Raw genomic sequence first — 23,270 nt, 5'->3', positions numbered from 1 at the left:
GCTAGGAACCTCCGAAATCGATGACAGCCTTGTCGAGCACGAACGCCTCGGCGTGCGCGGTGTGGCACTGCACGCCGCGCAGCCGGGTCAGGCCGGTGAAGGCCTGCTCGTCGAACCAGTCCCGGTGGGCCTGGGACGGATAGTGCTTCAGCAATAGCCGCGACTTCTCTTCGGTGAGTTCCGCGGTGAGCCGGTGGTAGAAGTTGGGCGCGGGCGTATCGCTCTCCCACTTGAGGATCTCGTAACCGAGCACCAGGTGATCGCGGAACTCGGTCGGCACCAGTTCGGCGAGCAGCCGATGGTCCTGGTGCGCGTCGTGGCGCTGCGGGGCGAAGACCAGATCGGGAGCGACCCGGGCGCGAAAGGTGCTGAGTTCGTTCTTGATTCGGTCCCAGTGCGCGGGCGCCCGGCCGTCGGGTACGTCGAGCACGGTGAGGTCGACCTCGGCGCCGGGGCAGAACGCGTCCAGCGCCAGGGTCTCCTCGTCCGCGCGGGCGGTGCCGCCGCCGGAGAGCACCAGCGCGCGCACCCGCAGACCCGGGCGCGCGCGGGCCAGGGTCAGCAGCGTGGCCCCCATCCCGATGGCGATGTCGTCGCAATGCGCACCGAGCACGGCGATCTCGGTGACCGCCCCGACGTTCAGCCGGATCACGCGTTCTCCCAGACCATCCACGGGCGCTTGCCGGACTGGTAGCCGGCGTCGAGTTCGGCCCGCTCCTTGAACGTATCGGCGGGCTTCCAGAACCCGAGGTGCTGATAACCGAAGAGCCGGCCCTGCCCGGCCAGCGTGGCGCACGCGTCCGCGACCAGATCGCCGCCGGGCGGCAGCAGATCGAAGATCTCCTGGCTCAGCACGAAGTAGCCGCCGTTCTCCCACAACGGCATTCGCGACACCGGCATGATCTCCTTGACCTCACCGGTCGGCTTCATATCGACGCAGTGGAACGAGGACTGCGGCGGCACCACCATCATCGAGGCCGCCGCGCCGGACGCGGTGAACTTGTCGATCATCTGGTCCAGCGGTGCGTCGGTGAGCACGTCGGCGTAGTTGGCCAGGAACGGCTCGTCGCCCGCGACGTGCTCGCGAACCCGGCGCAGCCGCTCGCCGATCGGCGATTCCAGTCCGGTGTCGACGAAGGTGATCTTCCAGTCGCTGATGTCGGAGCGCAGCATCTGCACCTCGCCGTCGCGGATGACGAAGTCGTTGGAGACCGACTCCTGGTAGGTCAGGAAGAAGTTCTTGATGTGTAGGCCGCCGTAGCCGAGGCACAGGACGAATTCGTTATGGCCGTAGTGCGCGTAGTAGCGCATGACGTGCCAGAGCAACGGCCGGGGCCCGACCAGCTGCATGGGTTTCGGGATCATGTCATCGGTGCCGTCACGCATCCGCATGCCGTATCCGCCGCAGAACAGCACAACTTTCATCGTGCTCCCCTCCCTGTCATTTCCGTCTTTCTTGCGCTGTTCACGTCGTTGTGACTGGTGAGGTCGGCACTGTGCAGTGCCGGAAGCGGGTAGACCAAACGGCCGCCCCACGAGGCGATGTGGCGGAGCTGCTCGGTGATCTCGGCTTCGAGATTCCATGGCAGCACCAGGACGACGTCGGGCTGGTCCAGCTCGATCCGATCCGGTGAATAGATCGGGATCCGGGTGCCCGGCGTGAATCGTCCGTGCTTGTACGGGTTTCGGTCCACGGTGTACTCGAGCAGGTCGGTGCGGATGCCGCAGTAGTTGAGCAGGGTGTTGCCCTTGCCCGGTGCGCCGTAGCCGACTACCCGCTTGCCCGCGGCGCGCTGGTCGAGCAGGAAGCGCAGCAGATCGTGGCGGACCGCCTCGGTGCGGGTGCGCAGCTCGTCGTAGCCCTCGACGTGGTGCAGGCCCGCATCCTGTTCCAGCTGAAGGACTTCCCGGACACGTGTACTGGGTACCGCGCCCACTTCGGCCGGCCGGGCCCACACGCGGATCGAGCCGCCGTGGGTGTCCAGCAGCTCGACGTCGACGACCGCGAGGTTCGCCGTCGCCAGCGCGCGCTGCGCGGAATGCACGGTGTAGTACTGGAAATGCTCGTGATAGATGGTGTCGAACTGGCCCAAGCGCATCAGGTTCAGCGCGTGGTGCACCTCGATGGAGAGCCAGCCGTCGTCGGCCATCAGCGCGCGCAGCGACCTGGTGAAACCGCGCAGGTCGGGCACGTGGGCGTAGACGTTGTTGGCCACCACCAGGTCTGCCGGGCGATGCGTCGCGCGGATCTTCGCCGCGGACTGCTCGTCGAGGAAGGTGGTTTCAGTGGGCACGCCCGCGGCGCGAGCGGCGTTGCCGACGTTCACCGATGGTTCTACGCCCAGGCAGGGGATACCCGCCGCCACCGCGTGCCGCAGCAGGTAGCCGTCGTTGCTGGCCACCTCGATCACGAACGAGTCCTGGTTCAGTTCGAGTCGTTCGATCGCTTGCGCGACAAAGGTTTTCGCGTGCCGCACCCAGCTCTCGGAGTACGAGGAGAAGTACGCGTACTCGGTGAACGTCTCCTCGGGGGTGATCAAGGCGGGAATCTGCAATAGCAGACAGTCCGCGCACAGTCTCAGGTGTAGCGGGTAGGTTGGTTCTGCAAGATCGAGTTCCGCTGGCGCGAGGAACTTTTCGCACGGTGGCGTCGCACCCAAGTCGAGCACACTCGTCAGTCGTTCGGAATCACACAATCGACACTGCAACGCAGCCCACCTTCTGCCTAGAGTCGCCCTCCGGCGCATTGCCGGCGCACCCCTGACGTCGACTCGATCCAGTGAGACGTTACAACGAAAGCCCCGCGTGTCGTAGCTGAAATCAGCTGGCCAGGAAGTAATTTCCGGTACTTTTCAACTGTTTCCGGCGGGTAGCGTCCCGGCGGCTAACGGGGGGCTTAGTGGTTCGGTCTTGATGGGATGAATTCGCCTGGGGGTAGCGAAGGTTCGCGACCTGGTCTCCTATGGTCCCGGGTGTCGAAAACATACCTGGGTGGCAAACCGACCGTTCCTTTATCGGCTACCGCGTGGAACACTCTGCGGCCCTGATGATTCGACATGTGAAACGGATTGTGTTCTGTAACAATCGGCTTCTGACCGCCGAAGGACGGGACACCCGAGGCGGTCAGGTTTGTGCCGTGGGGACCGATCAGTGCAGATCGGGGGGCTACTTTTCTTCTCTCCCGTGGGGAGGTGCGTTTCCATGAGCTTCGAGCTCGCCGACGACGACGATCTTGACTATCGCCGATCGCCGCACATGCTGCCGCGCTCAGAGCGTGAGCGATGGCAGGGTGAGTATGTAAGGCGCTTAGGCGCAACGGATTTCGGTGTGATCGTCGCGGCCATGGTGCTCGCGCAGGTCATCCGATTCGGCGGACCCGCCGCGCCACCGCTGGCCTGGCATCTGCCCTATGAAGTGGGGTACACGGTCGTCTCCGGCGCGCTCGCGCTGGCCTGGGCCGCGTTCCTGGCGCTCGGTCACACCCGGTCGCCACAGGTGGTCGGCAGCGGCAGCGAGGAGTACCGGCGGCTGGTCTCGGCGACGCTGCGGCTGTTCGGCGTGCTCGCGATCGTCTCGCTGGTTTTCCAGATCGAGTTCGCCCGTGGCTATCTGGCTATCGCATTACCACTCGGACTTTTCGGCCTGATGCTGAGCAGATTGCTATGGCGGATCCATGCCAGGCAGCTCCGCGCGCAGGGGGAGTACCGCACGTCGGTCCTCGTCGTCGGCTGTGCGGAGGCGGCGCAGGCGATGGCGAACGCGTTCGCCGGCGACCCGGCGTCCGGATACCGGGTGGTCGGTGTCTGTATCCCGAACGGGCACAACGAGATCACCGAGTACATCCGCGAACCGTCGGGGCACACGTTCTCGGTGGTCGGCAGCGACCGCACCGTGCTCGACGCGGTGCGCCGCAGCGGCGCCGACACCGTCGCGGTGACCGCGACCGATCACCTCGGCCCGATGGAACTGCGCCGCATGGCCTGGGAACTCGACCCGCTCGGGGTCGAGCTGATCGTCGCGCCCGGCGTGGTGGACATCGCGGGCACCCGGTTGACCAATCGGTTCGTCGCCGGAGTTCCGATGCTGCACATCGCCAAACCGCAATACGACCGGGCCAAGTCGGCCGGCAAGGCAGTGTTCGACGTGCTGTTCGCGGCCGCGGTGCTGGTGTTGATCGCGCCGACCATGCTGGGCATCGCGCTGGCGGTGAAGCTGACCAGCCCGGGGCCGGTGTTCTATCTGTCCGAGCGAATCGGGCGCGGCGGCAAGCCGTTCCGGATGATCAAGTTCCGCAGCATGTACACCGAGGCGGAGGCGGGCGTGGACGCGCTCATCGAACGCAACGGGGGCAATCCGGTCTTCTTCAAGCTGAAAAACGACCCGCGAATCACGCCGATCGGCAAGGTGATCCGCAAGTTCAGCCTGGACGAGCTACCGCAGTTCTTCAATGTGCTGCGCGGGGAGATGAGCGTGGTCGGCCCGCGCCCGCAGGTGCAGCGCGAGGTGGACAGCTATGACGGCGAGATGCGGCGCAGGCTGCTGGTCAAACCGGGGGTCACCGGGCTGTGGCAGGTCAGCGGACGATCGGATCTTTCGCTGGAAGATTCGGTGCGACTGGATCTTTCCTACGTGGAGAACTGGTCGATGGTGCTGGACCTGCTGCTCATCGCGCGGACCATCGGCGCGGTGACCCGCGGCGCCGGCGCCTACTGAGCCGCCGGAAACTCCTGTGCCAGTTCGTGGAACACCGCGGTGTTCATGGCGAAGGCCTGCTTGCCCTCGTCGAGCACGCGGCGGCGTTCGAGATCGTCGAGCGGCAGCCGGTCGAGCAGGGCGCGGTATTCGCGCTTGAACGCGGCCGGGTTGGTGACGGCGTCGAAGACGTAGAAGCGGACGCCGTCGCCACGGTGGGTCAGGTTCCACAGCTGCGCGGCCGTTTTGCCGATGATCTGTCCGCCGGACAGGTCGCCGAGGTAACGCGTGTAGTGATGCACGACGTAACCGGCAGGCCAGTCGCGCGCGCACTCGTCGATCCGCGTGGCGTACGCGGCGGTCGCGGGCAGCGGCTCGAGCTCGTCGCGCCAGCGCGGACCGACGAGGTGGTCGAGGTCGCGCTCGAGTTCGGCGGTGCGGGCCAGCTCGGGGCGGATGAACGGTCCGGCGATCGGGTCCGCCGCGAGGGTGTCCCAGCGGTGTTCGAGCGCGCGGTAGACGAACAGGAGCTGACCGGTGTAGCGGTGATACGAGTCGACCCCGAGCGCGCCGCCGAGCATGTCGGTCATGAACCGCGAGGTGTTCGCCTCGACGTGTTGTTCCGTGGTGGCACTGCGGATCTGCGTAGAGAACGATGCTGCCTCTGACATGTCCGAACCACCTCACCTGAGCACCGGCGGGCCACCGAGTATGGCTACCCTAACTAACCTGTCCGACGATACAGGTTTCCCGTGTGGGACGCACGTACCTTGTTCACTGAATGGGCGGCGGCCTGCGCCGGCTGCGCGGCCGGATGCGCCGCACGATCGGGCGGCGCAGCGAACCGAAGCGACGCAGGATGCGCGGCCGTCGAACGGTACGGTCGAACCATTCGCCGAGGGTGACGCCGGCGGCCAGCGCGCAGCCGACGCCGAACGCGGCGAGCAACTGGTTCGCGCCGATCACCAGCTGATCGTTGAGCAGTGCGTTGAGACCGCGGTAGAGCTTGAGACCGGGCAGCAGCGGCGTGATGCCGGCGACCGCGACGACCAGCGGCGGCGTCAGCGCGCGGCGGGCCATCAGACCACCGGCCATGCCGATCACGGTCGCGGCGACGCCGGAGGAGAGCACCGGTCCGAAGCCGGCCTGCTGCACCAGCAGAAAGCAGATCGTGCCCGCCGCGCCGCTGCCCGCGGCGGCGGCGAGGGCGCGCTTCTCCGCGTAGCAAGCGAGCGCGAACGCGAGCGCGGCGACCGCACCCGCGACGATCTTGACCGGCAGGTCGGTGATGTCGCGGGTGGTGAGCAGGAACGGCGGCACGACGGCGTCGAGCGTCGAGCCGACGCGCAACGCGATCGCGATGCCCGCGATGATGCCCCCGGTCATCATCATGACCTCGAGCATGCGGGCGGTCGCGGTGATCGGTGCGCCGGTTATGCCGTCCTGGACCGCACCGACCAGCTGTAATCCACTGAGCAGCACGGTGATTCCGGCCGCGATGATCAGCGAGGGGTCGACATCGATGCCGAGTGGACCGGCCAGGGTGGCCAGCACGATGGCAGGTGTCGCGGCGATCGCGCCACCGACCATGTGCTGGAAGAAGAACGGCAGGCCGTAGCGGTTGAGCACCCGGTTGGACCGGTCGATCGCGAGGGTGGTGGCGAAACTGACCGCGGCGACGACGACCCCGCCGCCGAGCAGCGCGGCGATGGCCGCGGCCAGCAGCGACCAGCCGAAGGTGGCGGTCCAGCGGTGGTAAGGGTGCGGCGCAGTGGTGATCGCGTCGAGCGCGGCGTGCGCGTCCTCGGGGGCGACCACCTCGTTGCGGATGCGGCGGGTCAGGCGGTCGACCGCGGCGAGGCGGGTGAAATCCAAGGAGCGGTAGTTGACGATGCGCATCGTGCTGGCCGGCGGTAGTCGCGGGCCGCGGTCGGCGAAGATGCGGATCGCGTCGTAGGTGACGTCGACATCGCAGCGGGCCAGGCCGTAGGTGGCGGCGATGAACCGGACCTGAGCGGTGGTGTCGTTCACGCCGGTGCCCGAGGCGAGCACCACCTCGCCGACCCGGACGGCGAGATCCAGCACCTCCGTGACGGCCGCGTCGTCGGTGAGGTCGATCGGTTGCAGCGGCGAGGGCGCCGCGACGATCGTGTCCGCGGTCGCCGGGCGATCGGCCACCAGCTTGCCGACCGCCTGGCTCACCACCGGCATCCGCCGGCCGCGCCGGAACAGGCGCCGCCGGCCCAGATGATCGACCCGCGTCTCCGTGCTGTCGCCTCCCGGAAGCGTGTCTGAATCCATGCACGCGAACGTAGTCACCTTCCGGCGACCTTCGCATCCGGGCTGGCACAACGGCCCGCCGACCGCGTGTCGGATGGCCCGAGTGCCCGGCGCCCGGACGGCAGCGGTCGCCGTCCGGGCCGGATTCTAGGGGGCGTAGCCGGTTTCGCGGGCGAGCACTCGGGTCAGCGCGAGCTGGAGTTCGTGCTCCGGGTTCGCCGGGAGATCGGTGGCGCGCCAGGCGACGAATCCGTCGGGGCGGATGAGGCTCGCGCCGGTGGAGCCGAGGCCGTATGCCGCGCCGAAGATGTCGTCGACGTCGTCGAAATCGGCGCCGATGCGGTACGCGCGCAGATCGAGATCCATTGTGCCGGCGGCTTTTTCCGCTGCGGTGCGCCAGTCCGCGCCGGCTTCGCCGATCAGCAGGGTGAATCCGCCGTCGACGAGGTCGAGCGTGGACAGGGTCGTCGTGTCCTGCCGCAGCCAGACATGCGGCGCGCGCAGGCCCGGACGGCCGCTGGGGTGCCGCGGGTCTTCGACGGGTTCGTCCGGGGTGCCGGCTTCGGTTTCGATCGCGGCCGAGCGGTAGCGGTAGCCGAGGATCATGGTGAGGTCATCGATGGTGGCGGTGTCGTCGCCGGTGCCGCTGTGCCTGCCCTGCAGGCGCTGCATCGCCTGATCGAGTGTGACCAGTGCGACAGGGCGGCGCTCGTCGGCGTAGCTATCCAGAAGCGACTCGCCTGCTTGGCCTTTGAGCACCGCGGCGAGTTTCCAGGCGAGGTTGCCCGCGTCGGCGATGCCGGTGTTCGCGCCGAAGGAACCGGTGGGCGGGAAGACGTGCGCGGCGTCGCCGACGAAGAAGATCCGGCCCGCTCGGTACTCGTCCGCGACCCACGCGCCGATGCGGGTGGTGGCGACCTTCTGGTCCGATCCGGTCATCAGGGGGACGAGGGTGAGTTCGAGGCCGGGGTCGCCGATCGCGCGGCGGGTCAGTTCGATGCAGCGCTCCTCGGTGAAATCGGCCGCGCTCCGGCCGGACTCGGGACCGAACGGGATGCCGAGAGCCCAGCGGCCGAACTCGCGGCCGGGGACGAGCGCGGTGCCGGTCGTCGGCTGATCGAAATAGCCGAGCAGGAATCGGCGCTCGCGCAACGGCACGGTGAGGTCGGCGTCGAAGACGAAGCTCGCGGCGGTGATCAGTTCGCCCGGTCCCGCGGCCTCGATGCCGAGTTTCGTGCGGATGCCCGCGCGATTGCCGTCGGCGGCGACCAGGTACTCCGCGTGGATGTGGCGTTCGGCGCCGCCGGCGAGGTCGCGCACCAGGGCGGTGACTCCGCCTGCGGCGGGATCGACGGAGATCAGCTCGGTGCCGAACCAGATGTCCGCGCCGTGGTTCTCGGCGTCGGCGCGCACGACGCGTTCGAGTTCGTCCTGGTCGATCATCGTCCAGTCGGTCGGGCTGAGGGTCGCCGGCGGGCGGACCTGGCTGAGGATGTCGACCCGGAAGCGCTCCTGACCGGCCAGGGTGTCCGCGCCGATCATCTCCGGGAAGTCGGCCAGGATCGAGGTCCGGTCGCGGATCGCCGGTTCCAGGCCGAGCGCCCGGTAGATCTCCATCGAGCGCGGGTTGAACGCGCGGGCCTGCGGCTGCAATGCGGTGGACGAGTGCCGTTCGACCAGGGTGGGGCGGATCCCGGCCCGGGCCAGGAACAGCGCGGTGGACAGGCCGGTGATGCCGCCGCCCACGATGAGGACCTTGGTCTGCTGGATATCTGACTGTGCGTTCACGACGAACTTCTCCTGAGTGACGGGACGGTCCGTCCATCATTCAATCGATTGCTTCACTCTGTCAATCGTTTGATTGATTAACTTGCACTACTGCCTGAAATTGCTATGCGTATGTAGAATGAAAGGTGTGACGTCGTCGAAACCCCGCAGGTCACCCAAGCCGCAGGAGCGTCAGCGCGATCCCGAGCGCACCCGTCAGCTGATCCTGGACGCGGCCGAGGCCGAGTTCGCCGCGCACGGTTTCCAGGGCGCGCGGACCGCCGCGATCGCCGCCCGCGCCGGGGTCAACCAGCAGCTGATCTCCTACTACTTCGACGGCAAAGAGGGCCTGCATCAGGCCATGTCGCAGCGCTGGCAGGACCGCCGGCGCGAGCTGGTTCCGCCGGAAACCCCACTGCCGGAACAGTTCCGGCGCTATGCCCTGGAAGCGCGGAACAACCCCGACGGCGTCCGGCTGCTGGCCTGGGGCGGACTCGAATACACCGGTCCGGACAGCGACGCGGACCATGCGCCGCGCGCGAAGATGCTCGAGCACAGCGTCGAGGAACTACGCAGCTTGCAAGCCGCGGGCCGGCTCCCCGCCGAACTGGACCCGTCGGCGCTGCTCGTCATGCTGATGGCCGCCGCCATGGCCCCCACCACACTGCCGCACGTGCTCGAGGGCGTCTGCGGAACCGACCCGCGCACACCGGAATTCATCGACCACTTCGCCGGACAGGTCGCGCTGCTGGTGGAACTGCTCGGGCGCGAACGCGACTAGCGACCCTTTGACGCGGGAGTGTCCGCGACGCTAGACAGTGACCGTGGGAGCGATATCTTGGCTGGCCTTTCGCGGCAAGGGCTTCGATGGGGTGTGCGCGGAGCTGGGGTTGCGGCGGACGGGGGAGCGCGTGGAGTTTCCGCGCCCGCATGCGGTCGCGACGGAGCTCGCGGATGGCTGGCTGGTTGTCGTGGTGATCGACGATTCGTCGGAGTTCGTCGATGAAGGGGCGAAAGGGCCTGCATTGGAGCGGCTTTCGGCGGGCTGCGAGGTCGTGTCCTGCACGCTCGACGACTACACGAGGTATGCCGACGTAGCCGGTTGGTATGACGGGGCGCAGGTGTGGTCGGTGGTGCGGGACAGCCCGGCGGACGGTGAATACCACGATCTGCGGGTAGTAGGGCAACTTCCGCTACGCCTCTGGGATGACCTCGATCAATTGCTGGCCGAGCAACGCGCGGCCGACGATCGTGACGAGGTCGACTACCTCTTCGATGTGCCCGAGCAGCTGGGCTGGTCGCTGACCGGGTTCCGGCACAGTGCGCGTTTCGGTGAACCGCGGCCCGAGTTCTTCGAGGTGCTCGACCGCCCGGCCATCGCCGACCTTATGTCGCTCACCGCTGAAATGATCGGGTATGCGCTTGCGGCGCTCGGGTATCGGCCGGTAGGCGAGTTCGGTATCGCCTGGGGTGCGGAATACGTCCTGACCGATCGCATGTCCGAGTTGGTCGCGCCCGCGATACGCGTGTTCCTCGAGCGGAGCCCGGGCGGCGAGGTAGCGGTGTCGGCGGACGCGACGGTGATCTCGACCGGGGTCCGCGACGTAATGCTGACTCTGCCGTCACAAGCGTGGCTGGAGTACGACAGCGAGCAGTGTGTGCGGCGGGGCGTCATCGACTCGATCGGCTTCGGAAAGTTCGAGAGCTCGTGGAGTTTCCCCGGCGCGCTGTCGGTGCAGGAGTTCGTAACCAACGGCCGCGACGGCGTCGAATGGGTGCTGAGTTATGCTGCGGGACCGGTCTTTCAGTGGCATGCCGAGCGAGACACGGTGGCGCAGCTGGTGGTCCTGGCGCGGGTGCAGAACGAAGGTGGCTACGTCGAGCCGGAACGGTTGCGCGGAACGGTCGTGCTCTGCCTGCTCGACGACGCGGCGACTACCGCAGCCGATCTGATGCAGTGGTATCTGTCGCTCGAGCGGTACTACGCGCGTGAATCACGCGAGCGGGCAGCGGCTTTCGACCATGCGCTGCGCGATCGGTTCCCCGAGTACGCGCGGCTGCGCGGGATCAGCGGGTGAGCTGGAGGATGTCGATGCCTCGGGTGTTGTCCGCCACGTAGGCGAAGCCGCGGTGCCAGTAGGGTGCCCAGGCGGCCGCGTCGGCGGGGCGGTAGTAGGCGATCTGCTTGGGGTTGGTGGGGTCGGAGACGTCGAGGAAGCGGGTGCCCTGGGCGTAGAAGGATTGGACCAGGATCTTGTCCTGCACGTCGAAGTAGTGGGCGGAGCAGTCGGCGGAGGCGGGATCGCTGCCCTCCTGGCCGGCCACGCCCCAGGTGCCGATGGTGTTGAGCCGGTACGGTTTCTGCGGGGTGGAACGCCAGCCCTCGCCGCCGTAAGACCCTTCGAGTGAGGCGATGACGAGCACGCCGTCGCCCGCGCAGCCGTCGACGAAGCTCTCCTCGGTCGCGTAGATGAGGTTGCCGTTGGCGAACGGGCCCGCGCCGCCGCCGTCCTTCGCGCGGTTGCCGATCGGGCGGAAGCTGTTGTGCATGAACTTGGATGGCGCGGCCGTCTCCTTGATACCGCCGCCCGCGTAGGGGACCGGGTCGTTGGCCGAGGCCATCCGGAGTTTGCCGGTCACCGGATCCTTGTGCATGCCGGTGGTCCAATAGCCGCGCACGCCACCGCGTCCCGAGGCCCAGGCGATGCCGGTCTCGTCTACCTGCACGTCGTGCACGTAGTCGGTCTGACCGTCGTTGCGCGCCAACTCGATCGGGTTGGGGTTGACCTTCGGCTTGCGTGGGTCGCGGACATCGGTGACCCAGATCGGGCGGCCGCCCCACGCGGCAGGCATGCTGTCCGCCTTGGCGGGGCCGCCGGTCCACAGGTACTGGCAGTCGTTGATGCACGTAGTGGTGTGGCCCGCAGGCACTTTGACGTAACTGAGCACCGTCGGCTGCTCCGGCTTGGCCAGGTCGACCACGTAGATGCCGGACTCGCCGGTGCGGACATTGCCGTTGAAGGCGCGCGGGTCACGGGACAGGAAGACACGCTTGCGGACCGGATCGACCTCGGTGTCCTCGGTTTCCCACATGCCCGGCATGTTGAGCTGGCCGATCAGCTTCGGCGCGGCCGGGTTGGCGGTGAGATCGTATGTCTTCAAGCCGAATTCACCTGAGACGACCATGACGTCCCGGGCGCCGTACTGGAGGAATTGCAGCGAGATCGCGCCCTGCGCGTCCGGCACATTGCCGACGGCCTTGACGTTCTTCTCCGCGCCGGGCGAGCCGGTGCGCTGTGCCGCGACGCCGTGCGGGGCGTCGTCTTCGCCGCAGGCGGCGGCGGGCAGCGCGGTGGCGGCCAGCGTCGCCGTGACGGTGACCAGGAGCAGGGACGACCGGAGCAACCAGCGGTGCACAACGACCTCCAGCGAGACGCGTCGCTTTGTGACCAGGGATTCCTGGTCGCCGAGATGTCCTCACTGTAGGTCCGGTGCCTGCGGCGTCGATCCCCAAATCGCGATATGGCGAACTGGGGAACGGCTTTCGCGTGGTGGGCGCCGGGATGGTGATCATTGCTGTGGGTTTCGCGCCGGTATAAGTGAATGATGCTGGCATGCCAGATGATCTGCGACCAGCAGTCGCTGACGGGCGCACGCGATGGTTCAGCCTTGTGCTCGTGTTCGCCGTGGTCCTGCTCGGCCTCGTCGGCTGCGCCGAATCGACGGACGCGGCGAGGCCCGGCGTGCTCACGGTCGGGGTCCGCGAGCCGGCCGGCCTGCTTCCGGCGGATCTGCGCGATCAGGCCGGACGCATGCTCGTCGGCGCGCTGTGGACGCCGTTGGTCGACTACGACGCGGCCACCGGGACGGTGACTCCGCGGGCCGCGGACTCGATCTCCAGCGCGGATCAGGTGAGCTGGGAGGTCAAACTCCGCACCACCCGGTTCCATGACGGGACGCCGGTCACCGCGAAGTCCTACGTCGATACGTGGCGGACGGTCGCGGACCAGCGGTGGGCCGGATCCGGCGTGCTCACCGAAGTGCTGCGCGCCGTGGAGATCAGCGCGCCGGACGAGCGCACGCTGCGGATCGTCCTCGACCGCCCCTTCGGTCAGGTGCCCGCGGTGCTGGCTTCGCCCGCGCTGTTGCCGCTTCCCGCATCGGTTCTCGCGTCCCGGGATTGGGCGGGCTTCGCGGCCAGCCCGATCGGCAACGGCCCGTTCCGGATGGCCGGACCGTGGCGGCCGGGTTCGGGTGGGCGACTCGTGCGAGTGGACGATGCCGCCGGCAAGGCGCGCGAAATCGAGCTCGAGGTAGGCGATTCCGCCGCGCAGTACGACCGGGTGAAGTCGGGCTCGCTCGACCTGGCCACCGAGGTACCCGGCGGGCGGCACGACGCGATGCACCACGAGTTCGCCGAGCGGCACGCGATGTGGCCGCTGCCCGAGGTCGGCTACCTGGCATTTCCCTTGTCGGACACGCGGTTCGAGGACTCGACGGTTCGTCACGCGTTCGCCATGGCGGTGGATCGCGCGGCATTGGCAGCCGGTCCGCTCGCGGATCAGGTCGACCCGGCTCGTGCGATCCTGCCGCCCGGGATCGCGCCGGGGGAGCGCTCCGGTCCCTGCCGGCCGTGCACCCATGACGCGGCCGCGGCGAAATCACTGCTCGGCCAGGTTTCTTTCGCCGGTCCGGTCTCGGTGTACTTCGGTGCCGGACAGGAGGAATGGGGACGGTCGCTGGTCGATCAGGTCCGCACCGCGCTCGGGGTCGAGGTGACCGCGAGACAGCGCGGTGACGAGGCGAACGAACCCGGCGACGGTCCTTTCCTGCTGACCCGTTCGCTGAATACGCCGAGCCCGCACGAACTACTCGCCGCACTCGCGCAGTCCGTCGGGTACATCGACGAGGGCTTCGCTCAGCAGCTGGCCGCCGCCGATTCCGCCGGCCTATCCGCGGAAAGCGCTCAGCTGTACCGGATCGCCGAGAATCAGTTGCTTCGCGAGCTTCCGGTGGCACCGCTGTGGTCCGGTCACGGTCATGCGGTGTGGGCAGCACGCGTGCACGACGTGACGGCGAAGCCGTTGCAAGGGATAGATCTCGCCTCGATTTCGGTGTGAAGCCAGGCAGCCTCTAGTGTGACGTAGGACACATTTGATCTTGTGTGGAACCCCGCGCGTGCTGGCACGTCTAATCCGATGAAAGGCAACAGCATTCGAGAAGGGGAATCACATGAAACTTCGCGCGGCTATCGTGCTCGGTTTCGCGGCGATCATGGGCTCGGGCCTCATCGCGGCAGGGGCGGCAACGGCGGGTCCATCGGCGCCGCCCGGCGTCCAGACGTCGGAGAACGGCTGCCCGATCGTGCCGCGGGGGTCGGACGGCAAGCCGCTGCCGCCGCCGAAGGGACCGGACGGCCGTCCGCTGCCGCCGCCGTCGGACAACGACGGCAACCCGTGCCCGCCGCCGTCCTGAGGTAAGGCAGGGGCGAGCCCGGAAGGTTTATCCGGGTTCGCCCCTGGGGCAGGGAACCGGGTCTCCGCCGAAACGCCGGATCATGGGCTGTTTGTGCGCGATAGTCGTACCGGACGATTCGGTACGAACGAGGAGACATCACGATGGCCGACCCGGCCGCACCCGCCGGCGCGCGTTTCGCGCGGATCGTCGCCGCCAGTGTGGCCGGCACGACGATCGAGTTCTACGACTTCTTTCTCTACGGCCTGGCCGCCGCGCTGGTTTTCAACAAGGTCTTCTTTCCCTCCGGCGACCCGCTGACCGGCGTGCTGCTGGCGATGGTCACCTATGCCGTCGGCTTCCTCGCCCGCCCGCTCGGCGGAGTCCTGTTCGGCCACCTGGGCGATCGGCTCGGCCGTCGCCGCACGCTCTCGATCACCTTGATGCTCATGGGCGGCGCGACCGTCGCGATCGGCCTGATTCCCGCGTACTCCACCATCGGCGTCGCGGCGCCGATAATGCTGGTGCTGTTGCGCTTGGTGCAGGGCCTCGCGCTCGGCGGCGAGTGGGGCGGCGCGGTGCTGCTGGTCGCCGAGCACGGATCGGCCGCGCATCGCGGATTCTGGAGTAGCTGGCCGCAAACCGGTGGGCCACTGGGAAATCTGCTCGCCACCGGCGTGCTCGCGGTCCTCGGCCTCGGTGTGTCCAACGCCGAATTCCAGGACTGGGGTTGGCGAATCCCGTTCCTGCTGTCGATAGTGCTTGTCGCGGTGGGAATCTGGCTTCGGCACGCGGTCGAGGAGTCGCCGATCTTTCTGGCGGCCCAGCGGCGCAACGCAACTCACGAGGGGCAGGCCCCGGTCCGCATCGTGTTGAGCCGCTACCGCAAGCAAGTGCTGATGGCCGCGCTCGCCGACGTGGGGGAGAAGGCGACGTACTACACGTTCAGCATCTTCCTGCTCGCCTACCTCACCCAGGTCGTGCACGTCCCGAAATCCACCGCCCTGACCGCGATTACGATCGCCTCGGTCTTCCAGGCCGTCGCGATCGTGCTCGGCGGCGCGATCGGCGACCGCTACGGCCGACGAACATCCAGCGTGCTCCTTGCCGTGCTGATCGCGGCCTGGGCACTGGCCGCGCTGCCCATGGTCGACACCGGCAGCGCGATCCGAATCACCCTGGTCATCACCGTCGGCCTCACCCTGCACGGCCTGCTGACCGGCGCCCAAGCCCCCTTCTTCGCCGAGCTGTTCCCCAGCGAAGTGCGTTACACCGGAGCATCATTGGGCTACCAACTCGCCACCATCGTTGGCGGTTCCTTGACCCCGATCATCGGCGTCGCCCTCCTGCACCGCTACCCCTCCACCCTCCCGATCACCCTCCTGCTGTGCCTCATGCTCGCCTGCACCGCCACGGCCTTCCTCTGGGCCGGCGAGACCCGCGACCGCGACCTGCGTGACGTAGCTCAGAACGTGACGGATAACTCGTCGAGTAAAACGACAACGTCCTGAGCCCGGCGGGGCTCAGGACGTTGTCGCCTGGTCGATCGGGGTCGATTACCCCCGCTCGTACACGCTCGCGTCATCGAGCATTGCTGCCCGCAGCATGGATTCCGGGACGCCCATGCCCTCTACGAGGGTGAGGGCCTCGGGGCGGAGGCGGTCGACGAGTTCGTTGACGCCGCGGCGGACCGCCTTGGCGCGCTCGACGGACATGAAGCGGTGCATGATGTACCAGTCGCGGTTTTCCTCCAGAGTCGCGTAAACGTAGAGGTCGCAGACGGTTTCGGCGAGGTCGCGGGCTTCCTGGTCCTGAATGCCCTCGATGCCTTCGATGAACGCCTCGAGCACCAACCGGTCGATGTGGGCGGTGCCGGCGGCGAGGATGTGGTCCTGCGCGTTGTTGAACGCCTCGAACGGGGTGGTGTCCTTCGCGCGGGCCCGCAGGCGGTGGCCTGCGGTGCGCACCAGGTATTCCTCGCGGTCGGCGAAGAGTTGCAGCTGGACCGCGCGGCGGGCGAGGTCGCCCTCGTCGACGGAGTCGTTGGATCCGTCGCGCAGGCGCTGGATCAGCTGACGCACGCCGGTCACCTTGCGGACCTCGTCGCCGGCCATGGTGGCGGCGAACTTGACCCAGCCGAGCGCGTCCAGGTCGCGGACCTCGTCGGAGTACGCGGTGAGCAGCTCCTTGGCGACCAGCTGGGTGAGCACCACGTTGTCGCCTTCGAAGGTTGTGAACACATCGGTGTCCGCCTTCAGCGTGACCAGGCGGTTCTCGGTCAGATAGCCGGCGCCGCCGCAGGCTTCGCGGCATTCCTGGATGGCGCGGGTGGCGTGCCGGGTCTGCGCGACCTTGAGGCCGGCGGCCCGCTTCTCCAGTGCCCGTTGCGAACTCGGGTTCAGGTCCTGGCCGGTCTGGACCAGATGCATCCGGCGCACGAGGTCGTTCTGCGCGAACGCCAGCGCGTAGGTCTTGGCGACGAGCGGGAGCAGCCGCCGCTGGTGACTGCGGTAGTCCAGCAGGACCGTCTCCTGCCCGCTGTCCGGATCGGAGAACTGCCTGCGCTTGAGCGCATAGCGCAAGGCGATGCTCAGCGCGACCCGGGTACCCGCGGCGGCCGCGCCACCGACGCTGACCCGCCCGCGAACGAGGGTGCCGAGCGTGGTGAAGAAGCGCCGGCTCGGGTTCTCGATCTCGGAGGTGTAGGTGCCGTCCGGCTCGACGTCGGCGTAGCGGTTGAGCAGGTTCTCCCGCGGAATGCGCACCTGGTCGAACACGATCCGGCCGTTGTCCACACCGGGCAGCCCGCCCTTGAGCCCGTCGTCGAAGGTGGTCACGCCGGGCAGGTCGGCGCCGTTCTCGTCGCGGATCGGCACCAGCAGGCAGTGCACGCCGCGGCCCTCGCCCTGGGTGATCAGCTGCGCGAAAACCGCGGCCATCCTGGCGTGTTCGGCCGCGCCGCCGATGTAGTCCTTGCGCGCCGACGGGGTCGGCGAGTGGATCACGAACTCCTGCGTGTCCGGGTCGTAGGTCGCGGTGGTCTCCAGGTGCGCGACATCGCTGCCGTGCCCGGACTCGGTCATCGCGAAACAGCCGAGCAGGTCGAGCGAGATGAGCCGCTTGATGTACTCGCGGTGCCGCTCGGTGCCGAGGTTCTCCACCGCGCCGCCGAACAGGCCCCACTGCACGCCGGCCTTCACCCACAGCGACAGATCGGTGTACGCGAGCATCTCCAGCCCGGTCACCGCGGCGCCCGGCTCGCTGGTCCCGCCGTTCTCCCGGCGGAAGCCGCGCTCGGCGTAGCCCATGGTGGCGATGACCCGCATCTGCTCGAGCACCCGCGCGCGGGCGGCCTTGTAGTCGAGGTAGGAGTCCCCGGCGAACTTGTCATCGGCGAGTTGAATCCGGGCCTGCTCCCGGATCTCGCCCCACGGTCCGTCCAGTGCCGCGCGTAGGTGATCCGCGGTCGTTGCGATGCCGGTTGTCATAACTCGACATTAGCCCGCGCCGCGCCGACCAAACCGTGACTGTTGACACGACATTCCGGGCACGGCTCTTGTGGTGGATTGAACGAGTGTTTAGTATATTGAACATGTGTTTAACGAACAGCCCGTACCGCAAGGACCCGCCACGGATCTGACCACGGCGGCCCGGATCCGCGACGCCGCGATCGAGGTCTTCGGCGACGAGGGTTTCCAGGTCGGCGTGCGCGCCATCGCGAAGGCGGCGGGTGTCTCGCCAGGCCTGGTGAATCATCACTTCGGCTCGAAGGACGGCCTGCGTGCCGCGTGCGACGACCGGGTGCTGAAGCTGATCCGCGACGAGAAGCTCAAGGCGCTCACCGCGAACAGCATGGCCAAGGGCATGTTGTCCGCGCTGGCCGAGATCGAGGTCTACGGTCCGCTGGTCGCCTACATGGTGCGCAGCCTGCAAGCCGGCGGACCGATGGCGCGATCGCTGTTCGAGCACATGGTGGACGACGCCGAGATCTACATCCAGCAGGGCGTCGACGCGGGCACGATCAAGCCGAGCCGGGACCCGGCGGCCCGGGCGAGATACCTGATGACGCTCAACGTCGGCGCGACGCTGCTCTGGATGCAGATGCATCAGCAACCCGGCGAGAAGCTCGATTTCCGTAAGGCCATCCGTGAGCTGACCGAAGAGCTCACGCCTCCCGCCCTGGAGTTCTACACCCAGGGAATCCTCACCGACCCAACGCTTTTGGACACCTTCATCAAGGAGCACTGATGTCCGAGATCATTCGAATCAACGATCTCCGTAAGACATTCGGCCATGTGGCCGCACTGGACGGGCTGGATCTGTCGGTCAGCGAAGGGGAGATCCACGGCTTCCTGGGGCCGAACGGCGCGGGCAAGTCGACGACGATCCGGGTGCTGCTCGGCATCCTGCGCGCCACCTCCGGCCGGGCCGAACTGTTCGGCCGCGACCCGTGGGCCGACGCGGTCGCGCTGCATCACGAACTCGCTTACGTCCCAGGCGATGTCACGCTGTGGCCGTCGCTGTCCGGCGGTGAGACCATCGATCTGCTGGCCCGCATGCGCGGCGGCATCAACGCCGAGCGCCGGGCGGAGCTGATCCAGCGGTTCGATCTGGATCCGCGCAAGAAGGCGCGGACCTACTCGAAGGGCAACCGGCAGAAGGTCGCGCTGATCTCCGCGCTCGCCTCGGACGTGAAGTTGCTGCTGCTCGACGAACCGACCTCGGGCCTGGATCCGTTGATGGAACAGGTGTTTCGGGAATGCGTCGAAGAGGCCAAGCAGCGCGGAACGACGGTCCTGCTGTCCAGCCACATCCTGTCCGAGGTGGAGGTGCTCTGCGATCGAGTGACCATCATCCGGGCCGGACGCACCGTGGAGAGCGGCTCGCTGTCGGAGATGCGGCACCTGTCGCGCACCTCGATCACCGCCGAATTACTCGGCGACCCGGGCGATCTCGGCCGGATCGCCGGTATCGAAGATGTCCAGTGGGACGGCAAGACGCTGCGCTGCCAGGTCGAGGGCGAGCACCTCGGCGAGCTGATCCGGCTGCTCGGCGACACCGGCGTGCGCAGCCTGACCAGCGCGCCGCCCACCCTGGAAGAGCTGTTCATGCGGCACTATCACGTCGACGGCGACGCCTCGAAGGGCGCGGTGGAGCACGGGGAGAAGGTGCGCGCATGACCACCGTTACTGCGGGCAGGCCGTATGCCGCCCCGGCCGTGCGCGGCTCGGCCGACTTCGCGGGTACCGGTCAGCTGTTGCGCCTGTACCTACGCCGCGATCGAATCATCTTGCCGCTGTGGGTGTTCGCGTTCGGCATGCTGCCCGCGTTCTATGTCGCGAGCACCAAGAGCGTCTATGGCACGCCGGCCGATCTGGCGAACTACGCGAAGACCATCACCGACAGTCCCGCGCTGGTCGCCATGTATGGCCCGGTGTTCAGCACAGACCTCGGCTCGATGGCGTTGTGGAAGGCCGGACCGTATTTCGCGATGATCGCCATCGCGACGATCCTCACGGTGATCCGGCACACCCGGGTCGAGGAGGAGACGGGGCGGGCCGAACTGATCGGCGCCACCAGCATCGGCCGCTTCGCCGGGCTGACCGCCGCGCTGCTGCTGACCGCGACGGGCTGTGTGCTGGTCGGAATCCTGTCCACCGCAATGCTGTACAGCAACGACCTGCCGATCGCCGGCTCGCTGGCCTTCTCCGCGGCCCTGGCCTGCTCCGGTCTGGCCTGGGCGGGAGTGGCCGCGGTGGCCGCGCAGGTGAGCACCGGCGCGCGGATCGCCCGCGGGGTCGCGCTCGGCGCACTCGCCGCCGCGTTCGCGGTGCGGGCCATCGGTGACGCGGGAAACGGTGTGCTGACCTGGTTCTCGCCGCTCGGCTGGTGCATCCAGATGCGGGCGTTCGCGCAGGAACGCTGGTGGGTGCTGATTCCGCTGCTCGTCCTCGCGGTGCTCGCGGTCGGCGTGGCATATGGATTGCTGAGCCGGCGCGATACCGGGTCCGGGCTGCTCGCCGAACGGCCCGGCCCGCCGACCGCGGCTGCGGGGCTGTCCGGCCCGACCGGGCTGGCCTGGCGTCTGCAACGCGGCTCGCTGCTGGTCTGGGCGATCGGATTCGTGCTGTACGGGCTGCTGATGGGCGGGGCGATCAAGAGCGTCGGCGACATGCTCGACAACAACTCCTCCATCAAGGACATGCTCACCCGGATGGGCGGGTCGGACATGCTCCAGGACTCGTTCGTCACCTTCGCGCTCTCGCTGCTCGCCATGGGCGCGGCCGCGTACTCGCTGTCGGCGGCGCTGCGGCTGCACGACGAGGAGTCGAGCCATCGCGCCGAGTCCACGCTGTCCGGTTCGGTGAGCCGCGAGCGATATGCGTTGAGCCACATCGGTTTCGCGCTGCTCGGTCCCGCCGTGCTCCTGCTGCTGGCCGGCCTGGCGATCGGCATCGTCTACGGCGCGACCGACGGGGATCTGGCGGGCAAGCTGGCCGACTCGCTGGGCGCGGCGGCCGTTCAGGTGCCCGCGGTGTGGGTGTTCACCGGCATCGCGGTGGCGATCTACGGGATCGTGCCCCGGTTCACCCCGGTCGTCTGGGGCATTCTCAGCGTCATGCTCGTCATCTTTTTCGCCGGTTCGCTGGACGGGCTGCCGCAGTGGGTGGTCGACGTGGTGCCGTTCGTGCATCCGCCGAAACTGCCCGGCGCGGAATTTCAAGCCGCACCGGTGATCTGGTTGCTGGTGATCGCCGCGGCGCTGCTTGCGGTGGGCATCACCGCATTCCGCAGGCGCGACCTGCGCTGAATCGATGAAGACGGCGGCCCGTGCGCATCATCGCGCACGGGCCGCCGGCTGTCGTCGGTGCTCAGGCGCCGATGCCGAGCTTTCCGGCGAGCCTGCCGAGGTAGGCGCGCACTTCGTCGGTGGTGCGATCGGGCATGCCGAAAACGGCCTCGGTGACGCCGGCTTCGGCCCACTGCGCCAGCTGTTCCGGGTTCGGCTTACCGGCGAGTGCGATGACCTCCGGGGTGCCCTCGCGGCCGTGTTCGCGCCAGACGCGGTGCAACAGCGCGATCTTGTCGTCGACGCCGTCCTCGGTGGGGGTGGTGATCCAGCCGTCGGCGTTCTTGGCCAGCCACGCGAAGGACTTCTCCGTGCCCGCCGCGCCGAGCAGCACCGGGATCCGCTTCTGGATCGGCTTGGGCCAGGACCAGCTCGCGCCGAAGTTGACGAATTCGCCGGCGAAGCTGGCCTCTTCGTCGGTCCAGAGGGCGCGCATCGCGTCCAGATGCTCGCGCAGGACCGTCCGGCGCTTGGCCGGGTTGACGCCGTGGTGGGCGAGTTCGTCGGTGTTCCAGCCGAATCCGACGCCCAGGCTGACCCGGCCGCCGGAGAGGTGGTCGAGCGAGGCGATGGTTTTCGCCAGGGTGATCGGGTGGTGTTCGGCGGGCAGCGCCACCGCCGTCGACAAGCCGATCCTGGTGGTGACGGCGGCGATGGTGGCCAGCGCCACCCATGGATCGAGGGTGCGCAGATACCGGTCGTCCGGCAGGCTCGCGTCTCCCGTCTGCGGATGCGCGGCCGCCCGGATCACCGGGATATGCGTGTGCTCCGGCACGTAGAACGTGTCGAAACCGGCACCCTCCGCGGCCACCGCCGCATCCGCGGGCGTGATGCCTCGATCGCTGGTGAACAACACAATCCCGTACCGCACCGTACGCGCTCCCATCCAGTAAACTAGAACAAGTTCTACCACCTTTCCCGGTCGGTACCAAGGGTTTGCCGGTCATCGATCCCGGCGCGCTGAACTGTTCGCCCGCGGCATCCGTGTCTTAACCGTGGGTCCGGCAGTGGCAGGAGAATGCGTGTGAGTACCGAGATCGTCCGGTTCGATCCGCTGACCCGGGTGTTGCACTGGCTGATGGCGGCGCTGGTGGTTGCCGCGCTGATCGCGGGGGCGGGGATGGTGCATTGGTGGGGTGAGAGCAACGCGTTGCGCACGGTGCACATGACCGTCGGCGTGTGCGTGCTGGCGCTGGCGGTGGTGCGGGTGGTCAATCGGGTGCTGCGGCGCGGGCCCGGGGCGTTCGCACGGCTCGGGTCGATCGAACGGCGGGTCGCGTTCGGATCCGAAATCCTCATGTACGTATTGCTTCTCGCGCAGCCGCTGATCGGCTGGGCGATGGTGTCCGCGTCCGGCGCGGACGGGCGGCTCGCGGGCGGGATCGAGCTGCCCGCGCTGGTGTCCGCCGACTGGCAGTTGTACGAGCGACTGCGGTCACTGCACACCTACTTCGGTTATGCCCTGCTCGTGGTGTTCACCGCGCACATCTGCGCGATCGCCTTCCACGCGCTGATCCTGCGTGACGGTCTACTGCGTCGAATGCTGTTCGGTGCGGCCCGGCCGGTCGAATAACGCCTGCGCCGCCCAGCAGAGCGCGAGCACCGTCGCGATGGCGACCGCGGCGCCCCCGATGATGTCGGTGGGCAGGTGGTAGTCGAGGCCGATCATGCCGACGGCCGCCGCGAGCATCGCCACCACCGCTACCGCGAACGCGAGGAGCCGCGCCCGGATCGAATCGATCAGCACGATGAACGCCGTCGCGATCGCGACCAGATGCACCGTATGCCCGCTGGGATAGGCGAGGTAGTCGTGTAAGTGCCTGTCCCAGAGTGGCTTCCACAGCAGCGCATTGAGCCCCAGCGCGAGTTCGGGGACCAGCACCATGATCGCGGCGCGCCGCCATCGGCCGCGGTAGCCGAACCACGCGCCCGCGAGCAGCGACAGCGGCAGCAGGATGTAGCCGTTGCTGGGCAGCACCAGCGCCGGATAGATACCGGGCCGAGCGTCGAACGCCGAATGGATCCGCGTCGCGACCGCGCGATCGAACGCCGTCGCACCGCCGTCGGGCGGGAACGTCAAGGGCACCAGACCCGTGACGGCGGCGCTGACCACGATGGCGACGAGCCGGAGTGAGCCCCCGAGCCTGGTGTCTTGCGGTAGTCCGAACACCGGTTGACGATAGCTACCGACAGGTTCTTGCTACCCGACCGCGGGGCGGCGGAGAAG

20 protein-coding genes are annotated in these 23,270 nt (G+C 68.0%); 10 read left to right on the top strand and 10 right to left on the bottom strand.

What is annotated here, in order from left to right:
* Position 1 precedes the first annotated feature (1 nt).
* The 3 genes from F3087_RS11575 to F3087_RS11565 are packed head-to-tail and all read right to left on the bottom strand — an operon-like array spanning position 2 to position 2,708.
* Complete coding sequence (locus F3087_RS11575; RefSeq protein ID WP_150401818.1) at positions 2 to 652, bottom strand: PIG-L deacetylase family protein; 651 nt, start codon at positions 650 to 652, stop codon at positions 2 to 4.
* Positions 649 to 1,425 (bottom strand): glycosyltransferase family protein, encoded by a 777-nt coding sequence (locus F3087_RS11570; protein WP_150401817.1) that lies wholly within the window; start codon positions 1,423 to 1,425, stop codon positions 649 to 651. Before F3087_RS11570 ends, F3087_RS11575 begins: the two co-directional genes overlap by 4 nt.
* Positions 1,422 to 2,708, bottom strand: a complete 1,287-nt coding sequence (locus F3087_RS11565; protein WP_150401816.1) for a class I SAM-dependent methyltransferase — start codon at positions 2,706 to 2,708, stop codon at positions 1,422 to 1,424. Before F3087_RS11565 ends, F3087_RS11570 begins: the two co-directional genes overlap by 4 nt.
* Before the next feature lie 493 nt (positions 2,709 to 3,201).
* Here F3087_RS11565 and F3087_RS11560 point away from each other — a divergent pair, with 493 nt between their 5' ends.
* Positions 3,202 to 4,713 (top strand): sugar transferase, encoded by a 1,512-nt coding sequence (locus F3087_RS11560; protein WP_150401815.1) that lies wholly within the window; start codon positions 3,202 to 3,204, stop codon positions 4,711 to 4,713.
* Here F3087_RS11560 and F3087_RS11555 read toward each other — a convergent pair.
* The 3 genes from F3087_RS11555 to F3087_RS11545 all read right to left on the bottom strand — a co-directional run bounded on the left by F3087_RS11555 (position 4,707) and on the right by F3087_RS11545 (position 8,760).
* Complete coding sequence (locus tag F3087_RS11555; RefSeq protein WP_150401814.1) at positions 4,707 to 5,363, bottom strand: biliverdin-producing heme oxygenase; 657 nt, start codon at positions 5,361 to 5,363, stop codon at positions 4,707 to 4,709. The two genes, F3087_RS11560 and F3087_RS11555, sit on opposite strands and share 7 nt — an antisense overlap.
* A gap of 103 nt (positions 5,364 to 5,466) precedes the next feature.
* On the bottom strand, positions 5,467 to 6,903 hold the full coding sequence (locus F3087_RS11550) for a threonine/serine exporter family protein (RefSeq protein ID WP_223885026.1): 1,437 nt from the start codon (positions 6,901 to 6,903) through the stop codon (positions 5,467 to 5,469).
* A 216-nt stretch (positions 6,904 to 7,119) separates the two neighbouring features.
* Entirely contained in the window at positions 7,120 to 8,760 is a 1,641-nt protein-coding gene (locus tag F3087_RS11545; RefSeq protein WP_150401812.1) for an FAD-dependent oxidoreductase, read from the bottom strand.
* A 127-nt stretch (positions 8,761 to 8,887) separates the two neighbouring features.
* Between F3087_RS11545 and F3087_RS11540 the strand changes: the two genes are divergently transcribed.
* Together F3087_RS11540 and F3087_RS11535 are read left to right on the top strand one after the other, a co-directional pair.
* On the top strand, positions 8,888 to 9,520 hold the full coding sequence (locus F3087_RS11540; protein WP_191093906.1) for a TetR/AcrR family transcriptional regulator: 633 nt from the start codon (positions 8,888 to 8,890) through the stop codon (positions 9,518 to 9,520).
* A 43-nt stretch (positions 9,521 to 9,563) separates the two neighbouring features.
* Positions 9,564 to 10,817: a hypothetical protein gene (locus F3087_RS11535; protein ID WP_150401810.1), complete on the top strand. Its 1,254-nt coding sequence runs from the start codon at positions 9,564 to 9,566 to the stop codon at positions 10,815 to 10,817.
* Here the strand turns inward: F3087_RS11535 and F3087_RS11530 are convergent.
* Complete coding sequence (locus tag F3087_RS11530) at positions 10,807 to 12,156, bottom strand: LVIVD repeat-containing protein (protein WP_223885000.1); 1,350 nt, start codon at positions 12,154 to 12,156, stop codon at positions 10,807 to 10,809. The genes F3087_RS11535 and F3087_RS11530 overlap by 11 nt on opposite strands.
* Before the next feature lie 260 nt (positions 12,157 to 12,416).
* Between F3087_RS11530 and F3087_RS11525 the strand changes: the two genes are divergently transcribed.
* The 3 genes from F3087_RS11525 to F3087_RS11515 all read left to right on the top strand — a co-directional run bounded on the left by F3087_RS11525 (position 12,417) and on the right by F3087_RS11515 (position 15,704).
* Positions 12,417 to 13,859, top strand: coding sequence for a peptide ABC transporter substrate-binding protein (locus tag F3087_RS11525; protein ID WP_223884999.1), 1,443 nt, complete (start codon positions 12,417 to 12,419; stop codon positions 13,857 to 13,859).
* A gap of 112 nt (positions 13,860 to 13,971) precedes the next feature.
* Positions 13,972 to 14,214, top strand: coding sequence for a hypothetical protein (locus tag F3087_RS11520; RefSeq protein WP_150401808.1), 243 nt, complete (start codon positions 13,972 to 13,974; stop codon positions 14,212 to 14,214).
* 143 nt (positions 14,215 to 14,357) lie between these two features.
* Positions 14,358 to 15,704, top strand: a complete 1,347-nt coding sequence (locus F3087_RS11515; RefSeq protein WP_150401807.1) for an MFS transporter — start codon at positions 14,358 to 14,360, stop codon at positions 15,702 to 15,704.
* Positions 15,705 to 15,749: 45 nt separating this feature from the next.
* Here F3087_RS11515 and F3087_RS11510 read toward each other — a convergent pair whose 3' ends face one another.
* On the bottom strand, positions 15,750 to 17,681 hold the full coding sequence (locus tag F3087_RS11510) for an acyl-CoA dehydrogenase family protein (RefSeq protein ID WP_191093905.1): 1,932 nt from the start codon (positions 17,679 to 17,681) through the stop codon (positions 15,750 to 15,752).
* A gap of 106 nt (positions 17,682 to 17,787) precedes the next feature.
* Here F3087_RS11510 and F3087_RS11505 point away from each other — a divergent pair, with 106 nt between their 5' ends.
* From F3087_RS11505 to F3087_RS11495, 3 genes are read left to right on the top strand one after another with little or no spacing between them, the layout of a single operon-like run.
* Positions 17,788 to 18,441: a TetR/AcrR family transcriptional regulator gene (locus tag F3087_RS11505; RefSeq protein ID WP_150401806.1), complete on the top strand. Its 654-nt coding sequence runs from the start codon at positions 17,788 to 17,790 to the stop codon at positions 18,439 to 18,441.
* Positions 18,441 to 19,373: an ABC transporter ATP-binding protein gene (locus F3087_RS11500; protein ID WP_150401805.1), complete on the top strand. Its 933-nt coding sequence runs from the start codon at positions 18,441 to 18,443 to the stop codon at positions 19,371 to 19,373. Before F3087_RS11505 ends, F3087_RS11500 begins: the two co-directional genes overlap by 1 nt.
* Entirely contained in the window at positions 19,370 to 21,004 is a 1,635-nt protein-coding gene (locus F3087_RS11495) for an ABC transporter permease (protein ID WP_150401804.1), read from the top strand. The genes F3087_RS11500 and F3087_RS11495 overlap by 4 nt, the downstream gene beginning before the upstream one ends.
* A 61-nt stretch (positions 21,005 to 21,065) precedes the next feature.
* Here the strand turns inward: F3087_RS11495 and F3087_RS11490 are convergent, their stop codons facing one another.
* Positions 21,066 to 21,914, bottom strand: a complete 849-nt coding sequence (locus F3087_RS11490) for an LLM class F420-dependent oxidoreductase (protein WP_150401969.1) — start codon at positions 21,912 to 21,914, stop codon at positions 21,066 to 21,068.
* A gap of 153 nt (positions 21,915 to 22,067) precedes the next feature.
* Here F3087_RS11490 and F3087_RS11485 point away from each other — a divergent pair, with 153 nt between their 5' ends.
* Complete coding sequence (locus F3087_RS11485) at positions 22,068 to 22,616, top strand: cytochrome b (RefSeq protein WP_223884998.1); 549 nt, start codon at positions 22,068 to 22,070, stop codon at positions 22,614 to 22,616.
* Here the strand turns inward: F3087_RS11485 and F3087_RS11480 are convergent.
* On the bottom strand, positions 22,572 to 23,213 hold the full coding sequence (locus F3087_RS11480; RefSeq protein WP_223884997.1) for a phosphatase PAP2 family protein: 642 nt from the start codon (positions 23,211 to 23,213) through the stop codon (positions 22,572 to 22,574). The genes F3087_RS11485 and F3087_RS11480 overlap by 45 nt on opposite strands.
* Between the last annotated feature and the right edge of the window lie 57 nt (positions 23,214 to 23,270).

The sequence above is a fragment of the Nocardia colli genome, from assembly GCF_008704205.1.
In the GTDB taxonomy this organism is placed as follows: domain Bacteria; phylum Actinomycetota; class Actinomycetes; order Mycobacteriales; family Mycobacteriaceae; genus Nocardia; species Nocardia colli.
Note: the sequence above shows the minus strand (reverse complement) of the source record. Positions and strands in the feature narration are given on the sequence as shown.

Excerpts from the sequence above, each read along its gene's own strand:
- F3087_RS11570 (WP_150401817.1), bottom strand. The coding sequence starts at position 1,425 with ATGAAAGTTGTGCTGTTCTGCGGCGGATACGGCATGCGGATGCGTGAC.
- F3087_RS11560 (WP_150401815.1), top strand. The coding sequence starts at position 3,202 with ATGAGCTTCGAGCTCGCCGACGACGACGATCTTGACTATCGCCGATCG.
- F3087_RS11555 (WP_150401814.1), bottom strand. The coding sequence starts at position 5,363 with ATGTCAGAGGCAGCATCGTTCTCTACGCAGATCCGCAGTGCCACCACG.
- F3087_RS11550 (WP_223885026.1), bottom strand. The coding sequence starts at position 6,903 with ATGCCGGTGGTGAGCCAGGCGGTCGGCAAGCTGGTGGCCGATCGCCCG.
- F3087_RS11520 (WP_150401808.1), top strand. The coding sequence starts at position 13,972 with ATGAAACTTCGCGCGGCTATCGTGCTCGGTTTCGCGGCGATCATGGGC.
- F3087_RS11515 (WP_150401807.1), top strand. The coding sequence starts at position 14,358 with ATGGCCGACCCGGCCGCACCCGCCGGCGCGCGTTTCGCGCGGATCGTC.
- F3087_RS11510 (WP_191093905.1), bottom strand. The coding sequence starts at position 17,681 with ATGACAACCGGCATCGCAACGACCGCGGATCACCTACGCGCGGCACTG.
- F3087_RS11500 (WP_150401805.1), top strand. The coding sequence starts at position 18,441 with ATGTCCGAGATCATTCGAATCAACGATCTCCGTAAGACATTCGGCCAT.
- F3087_RS11495 (WP_150401804.1), top strand. The coding sequence starts at position 19,370 with ATGACCACCGTTACTGCGGGCAGGCCGTATGCCGCCCCGGCCGTGCGC.